This is a genomic window from Streptomyces sp. CoH27 (genome assembly GCF_020181035.1).
Lineage (GTDB): Bacteria > Actinomycetota > Actinomycetes > Streptomycetales > Streptomycetaceae > Streptomyces > Streptomyces camelliae.
On record NZ_JAIQYY010000012.1, the window covers coordinates 29,953 to 41,934 of the forward strand.

The window sequence follows — 11,982 nt, forward strand, 5'->3', positions numbered from 1 at the left end:
CTGCTCCACCCCGCGCCGTTGCTCGGTAACCGTACCACGGCGCGGGGTGCCCTTGATCAACTCTTGCTTCCCGTCCCGCTCTTGCCTGCCTTGGCCTCGGCGTCCGCCGCCCGCTTCAGCGCGGCCTTCAGATCCTTCTGGGCCTTGTCGTACTCGGTCCAGTCCGGCCCGTTCGGGTTCTGCAGGGCCTGTTGCCCCGCGTCGAAGGCCTTCTGGGCGTCGCTCAGGGCCTGTTGGACCGTCGGATTGGCGGAGGCGGGCGGCTTGGTGGTGCCGGTGTCGGGTGGCGGGGTGGTCGAAGCCGTCGTACCGAAGACCTTGTCGAGGGCCGCGTCGAGGGTGTTCTCGAACGCCGTCCTGCCCTCGTAGGTGACCAGCACCTTGCGCAGCAGCGGGTACTTCAGTCCGCCGCCGCGTACGTAGACCGGCTCCACATAGATCAGTCCTCCGTCCAGCGGCACGGTCAGCAGATTGCCGTACTCGATGTCGGAGTCGCCGCCCTTGAGGAGTCTGATCGCGGCGGCGATGTCCTGTTCGGAGTTGAACTGGCTCTGTACCTGCTTGGGTCCGTCGACCGTCGTGCTCGTCGGCAGTTTCAGGATTCTGATCTTGCCGTAGTCACCGCTGCCGGCCTCGGAGTCGACCGTCATGAACGCGCTGAGACTGTCCCGGCCGTTGGGCGTGAACGTCGTCGACAGCGAGAACGCCTGCTGGGTCTGGTCGGGCATCTTCATGCTCAGGTAGTACGGCGGCACCGCGCTGCCCGACTTGTTGGTCGGGTCGTCCGGGACCTGCCAGACCTCGCTGCCGGTGAGGAACGTCTGCGCGTCCGTCACGTGGTAGCGGGTGAGCAGCTCGCGCTGGACCTTGAACAGGTCCTGCGGATACCGCAGATGGGCCATCAGGTCCCCGGAGATGGCGCTCCTCGGCTGCACCGTGCCCGGGAAGGCCTTCATCCAGGTCTTCAGCACCGGGTCCTGGGTGTCCCACTGGTAGAGCTTGACCTCGCCGGTGTAGGCGTCGACGGTCGCCTTCACCGAGTTGCGGATGTAATTGACCTGGTTCTGCTGGGCCACCACCGCGCGGTTGTTGTTCGCGGCGGTCAGCGAGTCGGCCGTCGTGTCACCGAGGGTCGTACGGGAGGAGTACGGGTAGCCGTTGGACGTCGTGTACGCGTCGACGATCCACTGGATACGGCCCTTCACGACCGCCGGGTAGGCGTCGCCGTCGATGGTCAGCCAGGGGGCGACCGCCTCGACGCGCTCCTTGGGCGTGCGGTTGTACAGGATCCGCGAACCCTTGCCGATCGCGCCCGAGTAGAGGATCTGCGGCTCGTTGAACGCCACCGCGTACGCGGCCCGGTTGATCGGGTTGTCGAGGTTGACCCCGCTCCCGCCCTGGTAACTGGTGGTCTTCTCGCCGTTGTTGTCGGTGTAGTCGATCTCTTGCTGGGGACCGCCGACGATCGAGTAGGTGGTGGTCTTCTCGCCGTAGTAGATCCGCTGCTCGTAGGTCCCGAGGTCGCCCGTGGACGGCATGTCGGACTCGGTGAAGACCGGCTGGCCCTGGTCGTCGGCGGCGGTGCCCTTGGCGGCGACCACGCCGTAGCCGTGCGTGTAGCGGAAGTGGTCGTTGATCCAGTTGTTCTTCGGGATGCCGTCCAGGTTCAGCTCGCGCAGACCGATGACCGTGTCCTGGTCCTTGCCGTTCTTGCCGTCCTTGGCGCTGTACCGGTCGACGTCCAGGTTGGTCGGGAAGGCGTAGTAGTTCTTCATCTGCTGCAGCTGCTGGAACGTCGGCGAGACGATGTTCGGGTCCATGATGCGGATGCTTGCCGCGTCGTTCGCGTCGTCGCGCAGCTTGGTCGTGTCCTTCGTCGAGGACTGACCGGAGTACTCGGTGACCTTGGCGTCGTCGATGCCGTACGCCTCACGGGTCGCCTTGAGGTTCTTCTGGACGTACGGGGCTTCCTTGGCCTGCTCGTTGGGCTGGACCTGGAACTTCTGCACGATCGCCGGATAGAGCCCGCCGATGAGGATCGCCGACAGGACCATCAGGCCGAAGCCGATGACGGGCAGCTGCCAGGTGCGCCGCCACAAGGTGGCGAAGAACAGCAGCGCGCAGATGACGGCGATGCAGAACAGGATCGTCTTCGCCGGCAGATAGGCGTTGGCGTCGACGTAGCGCAAGCCGGTCCAGTTGCCGGTCGCCTTGAAGTCGCTGGACTTGACGGCCAGGCCGTAGCGGTCGAGCCAGTAGGCGACGGCCTTGAGGGCGACGAAGATGCCGAGCAGCACCGACAGATGCCCGGTCGCGGCGGCGGTGGCCCGCGCGCCGGGGCTGGTCAGACGCAGCCCGCCGTACAGGTAGTGCGTGAGCGCGGCGGCGATCAGGCTCAGGATGGCGGCGGCGAAGCCGAAGCCCAGCAGGAAGCGGTACCAGGGCAGGTCGAAGGCGTAGAAGGAGACGTCGAGGTGGAACTGCGGGTCCTTCTGGTGGAAGGGCACGCTGTTGACCCACATCAGCCACAGGCGCCACTGGCCGGCCGCGGAGGCGCCCGCGATCAGCCCGACGAGCGCGGTGACGGCGAGCAGCAGCCACTTCTTGTACGGCGCGATGCCCATCCGGTACCGGTCGAGGCTCTGCTGCTCCATGGACATGGCGCTCAGCGGGGGCCGCAGCCGGTGCGCGATCCAGATGTTGAGCCCGACGGCGACCGCCATCAGCAGACCGAAGACGAAGAACAGCCCGATCTTGGTCCACAGCGTGGTCGTGAACACCGACGAGTAGTGCACCGACCGGTACCACAGCCAGTCCGTCCAGAAGCCCGCGAACATGGTGAACGCCATGCCGAGGACGGCCAGGACGCCCAGTGTCATGAGCAGGGTCCGGACCCCCCGGGTCGGGCGGCCCGCTCTGATCCGTGGCCCCGTCGGGCCTCCGCCGCGGTCCGGCATCTGGAAAGCCAAGGTGCGCACCTCGAAGTTCGCTGTCGATCCGTCAGTCAGGCCCTCGTGTTCGCGGACCCGTCGTGGCCCCCCGTGATCGCGGACCCACACCTATGCAACTTACTCACGGTTTGCTCGGTTCCCGATTCCGGCCATGAAGGAGGCAGGATTGTGACCATGTCCAACACTCCCATGGCAGCGAGCCCGCTCACCCGGGCCGTACTCGAAATCGACGAGTACGTCTCCGGCCTCGGCTGGGACCAGCCCGCTCGCCTCTTCGCCCTTGTCGACACCGCGCAGCTGCGGACCCAGGAACCCGCGCTCGCGGCCCAGCTGGGCCTGGAGGCCGAGTCCGAGACCGCCGGTCTCACCCCGATCGAGCAGGACGAGCTCCCGTCCGGCAAGCCGCTCGACGACTTCCTCGGCACCATCGCCTGGCCCGACGCGGTGGCCGGCTGCGCGCTCTCGGTGGAGCGCCTGATGCTGCCGCCGTCCGCCGAGGCGCAGGTCCCGCAGAACCTGAGCGAGGCCAAGCTGACCAAGTGGGTCGCCCAGCACCCCGAGCGCCAGGAGGTGCGGATGACGGTCGCGGTGCTGCGCGACGGCAGCCGCGAGTCGGCGATCCGGCTGCGCGAGAAGGACACCCCGACGGAGGTCCTCACCGGCCCGGACCTGGTGCCCGGCCTGGCGGAGGCCCTGACGGCGACGTTCGCGGACTGACCGCCGCCTTCCGGTTCTCTCGGTACGGCGATGGGGGCGCCCCTGCCTCGCGGGGCGCCCCCAGCCGTGTGTCACGGGCGGCGGCTCAGCCCTTGGTCGTGCACCTGGGCAGCGCGCCGGTGTTCCCGGTGCGGATGTCCTTGAGGGCGCCGAGCGCGTCGCCGATCGTCTTGACCTTCACCAGCGTCAGCCCGTCCGGGGTGTCCTTGGCGGCCGCCGCGCAGTTGTCGGCGGGGGTCAGGAAGTACTGGGCGCCCTTCTCGCGCGCGCCGACGGTCTTCATCTCGACGCCGCCGATCGGCCCGACGGTGCCGTTGTCGTCGATCGTCCCGGTGCCGGCGACGAACTTGCCGCCCGTGAGGTCGCCCGGGGTGAGCTTGTCGTAGATCCCGAGGGCGAACATCAGACCGGCGCTGGGGCCGCCGACGTCGGCGAGCTTGATGTCGATGGTGAACGGGAAGGTGTGGTCGGTCCCGGCAGAGATGCCGACGATGGCCCGCTTGGGCCCGCTGTCGTCAGACGCCTTCGTGGTGAGGGTGACGTCCTGGGTCGCGGTCGCCGTCTTGTGCGCCTTCTCCGCGGCGGCCTGGTCCTTGGCGGAGACGACGGTGAAGACGACGTTCTGGCCGGCCTTGTGCTTCGTGACGAGCGTGGCGACGTCGGACGGCTGCTTGACCGCCATGCCGTCGACGGCCTTGATCACGTCACCGGCGTGCAGTTTGCCCTCGGCCGGGGAGTCCTTGACGACGGTGGAGACGATCACCCAGGACTTCACCGGGATGCCCAGCTCCTTCAGGGCGGCGACCTTGGCGCTCTCCTGGGACTGGCTGAACTCCTCGGCGTTCTGCTGGGTGGACTGCTCCTCCGTCGTGCCGTTCGGGTAGAGCGTGTCGTGCGGCACGATCTTGGTGTCGGGGTCCAGCCAGCCGTAGACCGCCTCCACCAGGTTCATGCGGAAGTCCGCGCTGGTCACCCGGACCGTGGTCATGTTCAGGTGGCCGCTCGCCTCGTACGTCTTGTGCCCGTTGATCTGCAGCACCGGCTCGCCGTCGTGCTCCCCGAGCGTGTTCACCGTCGGGCCGGGCGACATCTCCGCGTAGGGCACGGGGATGAGCACTCCGGCGCACAGGAGCGCGATCAGCATCAGGGTGGAGGCGAGCATCGTCGCGGTGCGGCGTGGCATGCCATGACAGTACGGGACGCCTCTGTCAGCGGCCCGTCAGGGCACCCCCGTCAGGCTCCGCCGGCGCCCGGGTGGGCTTCTCCATCGCCGCGCGGAACCGGGCATAGCCGTCCAGCTCGGGCCCGTCACCGCGCACCTTGCGGGTCCGATTGGCCCAGCTGCCCCAGAGCCCGCCACCGATCGCGGCCAGAAGCGGAATCAGCAGCCAGACAAGCGCCCCCATGCCGACCTCCCAACGCTCATGAGCGTCGCAACTGACTGATCAGCAGATTAACCATCCGCACTGACAACGCTCACGCCAGGGGGCCGGTTACGCAACCGGAGGGGCAGGATTGCTCCAGGTGACCCATCTCAGCGGTACCTCAGCAGGCCCCGACCCACTCTTCGGTTCCGTCGGAGAACTTCTGGTGCTTCCAGATCGGAACCTCGTGCTTGAGGTCGTCGATCAGCTTCCGGCAGGCCTCGAAGGCCTCCGCGCGGTGCGGGCACGACACGCCGACGACCACGGCGAGGTCTCCGACCCGGAGGTCCCCCACCCGGTGCACGGCGGCCAGCGCCCGTACCGGATAGTCGGCCGCGACCTTCTCCGCTATCCGCCGCATCTCGGCCTCGGCACTGGGGTGGCAGGAGTACCCGAGCGCGTCCACGTCGGCGCCCGAGTCGTGGTTCCGCACGGTCCCCACGAACAGCGCGACGCCCCCGGCCGCGTCGTCCCCGACGGCCTGGAACACCTCGTCCACGGAGAGCGCGGTCTCCCGGACGGCGATCAGCTTGATGGGATCCTGCGCCGCCCGCTCACCGGGATGGTCGTTCACGTGTGCCATGTCCCCCATCGTGCCGCACGCCTGTGACAACGGGGAATACGAGATTCACCAGGCACGCGCGTGAGGCGTCTTGGATGCTTCTACAGTGACCGGCCGGCCGGGGCCGGCGGCCTGGTCAGAGGCGCCGCCGAGCCTTGCGAGCCCGCCGTACGACGGCGGCGGCTCCCAGCAGGGCCACCGTGGCCCCGGCTGCACCGGCGGCCGTGGCGTCCTTGCGGCCGAGCCGGCGCCCGGCCACCGTGTGCCGCCCGGAGACCTCCTCCAGCAGCTCCGCGAGGACCTCCTCGTTGGTCCAGCGCGGCCGCCACCCGGCGTCGTGCAGCCTGCTCCCGCTGACCACCCAGGGGTACATCGTGTAGGCCAGGTCTCCGGCCGGGGACGGCGTGAGCCCGATCCGGTGCAGCCGGGCAGCGGCGCCGAGCGCGACCGCCGACGGCAGCTCCATCCGCCGGATCCCGCTCAGCTCCTCGACCTCCTCCTGCTCCAGCCACCCGTCGCAGCCGACGGCCAGCTCCCCGTCGACCTTCTCCAGCACGGCGTACTCCAGCGCGCCGCACAGGTCCTCGACATGGCAGAACTGCCACGCGGGCCGCGACCCGGCGACGACGAGCAGCCGCGGCGACTCGAAGTACCGGGTCAGCGCGGTGTCCGTTCCCCCGACCAGCACGGCGGGCCGTACGACGGTGACGTTGAGCCCGGGATGCGCGCGAGGCGCGCGCCGGGCCAGCCGCTCGATCTCCAGCAGGTCCCCGACTCCGGTGGCCTCGGCGGTCGCGCGCAGCTCGGCGTCCTCCGACAGCGGCAGCTCGTTGTCCGGCAGGGCGCCGTAGACCATCGCCGAGGTGCACAGCACGACCCGGTGCACGCCGGCGGCCGCGGCGGCCGTGAGGACGGTCTGGGTCCCCCGGACGTTGTAAGCCGTGCGCGCCGCCGGATCGGTCTCCAGATCGAGGTCCAGCGCGAGGTGGACGACGACGTCGGCGCCGCGCAGCTTGTCCGCGATGGCGGGGTCGCGCACGTCGAGGATGTGCCACTGGGCGTCGGCGCACTCCCCGCGCCGCTCGTCGATGGCGACGACCTGCTTGATCTCCCCGGAGGCGGCGAGCCGCTCGGTGAGCAGGGCGCCGACCCCGCCGGCGGCGCCGGTGACCGCGACGACGGGCCCACGCACAGCAGGAGGGGGTGACGGGTTTCGCGCTGCGCGAACCTGCGGATCTGGGGAACTCACCGGGCGTCTCCAGCGGTTGTCTTCAATACGGGCGCGAGTGACGCGTACGTACCAGGTGCATCCATCCTGCCGCAGGCCTTGCGTGGGCGAAGCACCGAGGCCCGATCGGGTCCAGGTGTCTACGCTGGGTGGTGTTGTCGGGCAGCCGCGCCGCCGGAGACAGACCGGTGGCCTTACCAGCCGAGGAATCCCGTGAGTGACACCCCATTCGGATTCGGCCTTCCGCCGGAGGAGCCGGACGACGGCGACGAGGGCAAGAAGAAGGACCAGCAGAGCGGTGGTGGGCAGGGACCGGCCAACCCGTTCGGCTTCGGCGGCCTGCCCGGAGCCGGGGGCTTGGGCGGTCCCGGCGCCGACAATCCGCTCGCAGCGATGTTCGGTTCCCTGAACCCCACCGACCTGGGCGCCGCGTTCCAGCAGCTCGGCCAGATGCTCTCCTACGAGGGTGGCCCGGTGAACTGGGAGATGGCCAAGCAGATCGCCCGCCAGACGGTCGCCCAGGGCAGCCCGGACGGCACGAAGGACGCCAGCGTCGGCCCCTCCGAGCGCAAGGCCGTCGAGGAGGCCGTCCGCCTGGCCGACCTGTGGCTGGACGACGCGACGTCCCTGCCGTCCGGCTCCGCCTCGGCGGTGGCCTGGTCCCGCGCGGAATGGGTCGAGGCGACGCTGCCCGCGTGGCAGGAGCTGGTCGACCCGGTCGCCGAGCGGGTCGGCGCGGCCATGGGCGATGTCCTGCCGGAGGAGATGCAGGCCATGGCGGGCCCGCTGATCGGCATGATGCGCTCGATGGGCGGTGCCATGTTCGGCACGCAGATCGGGCAGGCCGTCGGCGTGCTCGCGGGCGAGGTCGTCGGCTCCACCGACATCGGCCTGCCGCTCGGCCCGGCCGGCAAGGCCGCGCTGCTCCCGGCCAACGTGGAGGCCTTCGGCAAGGACCTCGGTGTGCCACAGGAGGAGGTGCGGCTGTATCTGGCCCTGCGCGAGGCGGCCCACCAGCGCCTGTTCGCGCACGTGCCGTGGCTGCGCTCGCACCTGTTCGGCGCGGTCGACGGCTACGCGCGCGGGATCAAGGTCGACACCGCCAAGCTGGAGGACGTGGTCGGCCAGTTCGACCCGCAGAACCCCGAGCAGCTGCAGGACGCGCTGCAGCAGGGCATGTTCCAGCCCGAGGACACGCCCGAGCAGAAGGCCGCCCTGGCGCGTCTGGAGACCGCTCTGGCGCTTGTCGAGGGCTGGGTGGACGCGGTGGTGCACGCGGCCGCGAAGCCGCGGCTGTCGTCCGCCGACGCGCTGCGCGAGACCCTGCGCCGGCGCCGCGCGACCGGCGGCCCGGCGGAGCAGACGTTCGCCACGCTGATCGGCCTGGAGCTGCGCCCGCGCCGGCTGCGCGACGCCTCCCGTCTGTGGGCCTCGCTCACGGACGCGCGCGGGGTCGACGGCCGCGACGGCCTGTGGGCCCACCCGGACATGCTGCCGACGGCGACCGACCTGGACGACCCGGACGGCTTCGTGCACCGCGAGCAGCTGGACTTCTCCGAGCTGGACAAGATGCTCGGGGAAGCCGCCGACAAGCCCGACCTGCACAAGAAGGACGACGGCAGCAAGGGCGACGACGCCGAGTGAGCCTGTACGACGACGCGGTCCTCGTGCTGAAGGCGTACGAGGGCCAGGAAGAGCTGCGCCAGGCCTATCTGGACCATCTGGCGGCCCACCCGGACGGCCTGTGGAAGGCCTGCCACGCGGGCCACATCACGGCGAGCGCCCTGGTGATCGACCCCTCGCGCGAGCGTGTGCTGCTGACACTCCACAAGAAGCTCCGGATGTGGCTGCAGATGGGCGGCCACTGCGAGCCGGAGGACACCTCGCTGGAGGCGGCGGCCCTGCGGGAGGCGACCGAGGAGTCCGGCGTCGCCGGGCTGTCGCTGCTGCCCGGCGGCCCGGTCCGCCTGGACCGGCACCCGATCCCGGCGCCGTGTCACTGGCACTTCGACGTCCAGTACGCGGTCCTGGCCCCGCCGGGAGCGGTGCATACGATCAGCGACGAGTCCCTCGACCTGCGCTGGTTCGCCTACGACGAGGTGGCAGACGCAGCGGACGAGTCGGTCGTACGACTGCTGGAAGCGACCCTCGCCAGGATCTGACGTATGCGGGGTGGCCGCCTTCGCGGTCACCCCGCACCGCTGGCTAGTGCCGCGGCAGGCAACGTTTGCCCGTCAAGGAGCGGCGTCCGGTGCGTGCTCTGGGGGTCCCCCCGGCCGAAGGCTGGGGGAGTGCCGGCCGGAAGCCCTCGTACTGGACGTACTTGGGCTTTCGGCCGGTGCGGCGAGTGGGGGTACCCCCTCTGGGGGAGCGTGCAGGGCGTCGCGACGGGGCGAACGTTGCCTGTTGCGGCGCTAGCTCCAGACGTTCCCCTGGTTCTGCCCGCGTGCCCCCTGCTGGCCCATGCCGAACTGGGCGGCGATGCCCGACCCGATCACCGCGTTCTGCGGCGGCAGCAGCTCGCTGGGCTGGACGAGCGCGAACCCGGTTCCCATGAAGCTCAGCTCCCAGCCCTCACCGGTGTTGCCGCGCCGGCGCCACACCCCGGAGGAGTGCGTCTGGGCCTGCATCTGCACCCGCAGCCCCGTGGACCAGGCGACGATCGCGTCCGCGTCGCAGTTGACGTACCGGTCCGGCGTGACCTGCATCAGCAGCGGCGCGCCCGAGGTCATCAGGGCGACCTTGCCGTGCCCGGTGATGTTCAGCTGGTACTTCCCGGAGCCGGAGATGCCGTAGAGGCTGTCGACGGCGATGACCTCGTGGTGCAGCGAGGAGTCCATGGCGAGGACGTAAGAGCTGTCAACGGTCAGCCCGTCCTGCTCGACGTCCATGATGTGCACGTGCTGGGCGAGGTTGGCGAGGTAGACCGTGCCCTGTCCGTGACAGCGCATCAGGTCCAGGCCCTCGCCGGTGTACGCACGCGCGCGTGCCTGATTGTTGCTCTGGTACTCGGCGTCGAACTCCATCAGCCCCTGGTAGGCGACCATGCTGCCCTTGCGGGCGAGGATGTCGTCGTGGCCCTGCAGGGTGACGCGGAGCAGCTGCGAGTTCTGAAGGCTCCAGCGTTCCTGCGTCTGGAGGTCGTTGTGCGCGAAAAGCGGGCTCTGCATGACGTTCTGGCTCCCCCTCAGCCCCGGATCCGGAGGCGGTCGGTGCTGTCCTCGCTGGGCTGGACGACGACGATGCCCTGGCCGGAGAAGGCCATCTGGTAGGCCTCGCCGCTGCCCCGGCCGATCAGCGACTGCGCCTTGAAGCTGCGCTTGCCCCGCACCTTCAGGTTCGGCGACCAGGCGACCAGCGCGTCGGGGTCGACGTACGTCTCATCCTCGCCGCCGCCGCAGTCGACGACGATCGGCGTGCCCCGGGAGGTCAGCGCGACCCAGCCCTGCCCGGAGATCTTGGTGTTCCACAGCCCCTGCCCGGCGAACTTCGCCAGGCCCTTGACCCGCTCCACACCCCAGCTCAGGTGGGCGTCGAAGGCGAGGAGGTTGGTCGCGTTGACGGAGATGCCGTCGCCGGCCAGATTGATCACGACGACGTTGGCGCCGTAGTCGGCGAGGTAGAGCAGTCCGTCACCGGTGCACTTCATCAGGGGCGCGCCCTCGCCGGTGATCCAGTCCCGGGCGATCTGGCGCACGGCCGGCGGGTTCGGCTCGTACTGGACGAAGCCTTCGTAGGCGACCATCGACCCCACGCGCGCGAGGAGGTCGTTTCCGGTCTGCATGGCGACCTTCAGCATGTGCTGGCCGTGGTTCTCCATGCGGGCGGTGACGGGTGCGGGGGCGTAGCCCGCGAGCGGCTGGTTCATGACGGGCTCCCTCAGACCTCGTACGGCTGGACGACGATGAAGTTGCCGGGCGCTCCCCGGAACTGGAGGTTGACGCTCTCTCCGGTGTCGCCCGGGTAGGCGTTGCGGCGCATGCGGACCTGGCTGGAGACGATCACCTGGGAGGCGGCCGACCAGGCGACGACGGCGTTGCAGTCGGCGAAGGTGGTCGGCGTGACCGGCAGGACGACGGGCGTGCCGTGCGTCTTGACGACGATCGTCCCGGTGCCCTGGAACTGCATGGTGAACAGCGCGCCGCCGGGGATGCCGTGGCCCTCGATCCGGCGGACCTCGTGGTGCAGGCTCTCGTCGAAGGCGAGGACGTTCTCCGAGGACACGCAGATCGCGTCGCCCTGGAGCTCGATGGGGTGCAGCTGGGTGGCGTTCTCGGCGAGGAACACCTGGCCCTGGCCGGTGCAGCGCATCAGCTGCATCTCCTGGCCGGTGGCGTGACCGACGATGCGCCCGGCGAATCCGGCGCCCTTGTAGCTGAAGTCGACCTTGCCCTGGTAAAGCACCATGCTGCCCTGCCGGGCCAGCACGGGCTGCCCGCCGATGCCGAGGTCGACCCGGACGAGCTTCTTGTTCTGCAGCGTCCAGCGCTGCCCGGTGGGCGTCTCCTTGAACATCTGGAGCCCGGCCGTGACCCCGGCACCGCCCTGCGGCACTCCGTAGCCGGCGGGCTGCTGCCCGGGGACCTGGCCGTAGGGCTGCTGCCCGCTGTAGCCGGGGGCCATGGGGGCGCCCGGCTGGCCGCCGTAGGAGGGTTGCTGCTGCCCGTAGCCCGGCGGCATCGGCGCGCCCGGCTGACCGCCGTACGACGGCTGCTGCGGAGGCTGGCCGTACGGCTGCTGCTGAGGCGGCTGACCGTACGGTGCGGGGGCCGGGGCGGGCGGCTGGACCGTACCGGCGGCGGGCGGGCTCAGGGGGGCGATGACCGTGGGCGCGCCGTGCACGTTCGGCGCGGGGGCCGGGGGCGGGGTCTGACCGGGCGGGATCCGACCGGGCTGCGGGGCGAAGCCCTGCGGGGGCGTGTGGCCGGTCGGTGCGGCGAAGCCCTGCGAGGGCGTGCCGCCGGCCGGCGGGGCGAAGCCCTGGGCGGCGGCGGACTGTGGTGCGGGGGCCGGGGCGGGTGCGGGGGCGGCCGGGGCGGCGAACGCGGGCGGGGCTGTGGCCTGGGCGGGCGGGGCGAAACCGGGGGCGGCGCCGGTCTG

Annotated in this window: 11 protein-coding genes; 3 read left to right on the plus strand and 8 right to left on the minus strand. The window is 70.4% G+C overall.

Annotation, left to right across the window (positions count from 1 at the left end):
• Window positions 1-56: 56 nt before the first annotated feature.
• On the minus strand, window positions 57-2,957 hold the full coding sequence (locus LE548_RS21130; protein ID WP_225098749.1) for a UPF0182 family protein: 2,901 nt from the start codon (window positions 2,955-2,957) through the stop codon (window positions 57-59).
• 168 nt (window positions 2,958-3,125) lie between these two features.
• Between LE548_RS21130 and LE548_RS21135 the strand changes: the two genes are divergently transcribed.
• Window positions 3,126-3,668, plus strand: a complete 543-nt coding sequence (locus tag LE548_RS21135; RefSeq protein ID WP_263636376.1) for a PPA1309 family protein — start codon at window positions 3,126-3,128, stop codon at window positions 3,666-3,668.
• A gap of 85 nt (window positions 3,669-3,753) precedes the next feature.
• Here the strand turns inward: LE548_RS21135 and LE548_RS21140 are convergent, their stop codons facing one another.
• From LE548_RS21140 to LE548_RS21155, 4 genes are all read right to left on the minus strand, one after another.
• Window positions 3,754-4,851 carry a PDZ domain-containing protein gene (locus tag LE548_RS21140; RefSeq protein WP_225098479.1) on the minus strand — a complete coding sequence of 366 codons (1,098 nt, stop codon included), beginning with the start codon at window positions 4,849-4,851 and terminating at the stop codon, window positions 3,754-3,756.
• A 25-nt stretch (window positions 4,852-4,876) separates the two neighbouring features.
• Window positions 4,877-5,074, minus strand: a complete 198-nt coding sequence (locus LE548_RS21145) for a hypothetical protein (RefSeq protein WP_225098480.1) — start codon at window positions 5,072-5,074, stop codon at window positions 4,877-4,879.
• A 139-nt stretch (window positions 5,075-5,213) separates the two neighbouring features.
• Window positions 5,214-5,675: a molybdenum cofactor biosynthesis protein MoaE gene (locus LE548_RS21150; protein WP_225098481.1), complete on the minus strand. Its 462-nt coding sequence runs from the start codon at window positions 5,673-5,675 to the stop codon at window positions 5,214-5,216.
• A gap of 115 nt (window positions 5,676-5,790) precedes the next feature.
• Window positions 5,791-6,903: an SDR family oxidoreductase gene (locus tag LE548_RS21155; protein ID WP_225098482.1), complete on the minus strand. Its 1,113-nt coding sequence runs from the start codon at window positions 6,901-6,903 to the stop codon at window positions 5,791-5,793.
• A 192-nt stretch (window positions 6,904-7,095) separates the two neighbouring features.
• Here LE548_RS21155 and LE548_RS21160 point away from each other — a divergent pair, with 192 nt between their 5' ends.
• Together LE548_RS21160 and LE548_RS21165 are read left to right on the plus strand one after the other, a co-directional pair.
• A complete protein-coding gene (locus tag LE548_RS21160) occupies window positions 7,096-8,526 on the plus strand; it encodes a zinc-dependent metalloprotease (RefSeq protein ID WP_225098483.1) in 1,431 nt (476 codons plus the stop codon).
• Entirely contained in the window at window positions 8,523-9,044 is a 522-nt protein-coding gene (locus LE548_RS21165; protein WP_225098484.1) for an NUDIX hydrolase, read from the plus strand. Before LE548_RS21160 ends, LE548_RS21165 begins: the two co-directional genes overlap by 4 nt.
• 252 nt (window positions 9,045-9,296) lie before the next feature.
• Here the strand turns inward: LE548_RS21165 and LE548_RS21170 are convergent, their stop codons facing one another.
• The 3 genes from LE548_RS21170 to LE548_RS21180 form a co-directional block, all read right to left on the minus strand.
• Entirely contained in the window at window positions 9,297-10,052 is a 756-nt protein-coding gene (locus LE548_RS21170) for an AIM24 family protein (protein ID WP_225098485.1), read from the minus strand.
• Window positions 10,053-10,069: 17 nt separating this feature from the next.
• The gene (locus tag LE548_RS21175) at window positions 10,070-10,750 is read right to left on the minus strand and encodes an AIM24 family protein (RefSeq protein ID WP_225098486.1); all 681 of its coding nucleotides are present in this window, start codon (window positions 10,748-10,750) and stop codon (window positions 10,070-10,072) included.
• 11 nt (window positions 10,751-10,761) lie between these two features.
• A partial coding sequence (locus tag LE548_RS21180) for an AIM24 family protein (protein ID WP_225098487.1) occupies window positions 10,762-11,982 on the minus strand: 1,221 nt, incomplete at its 5' end.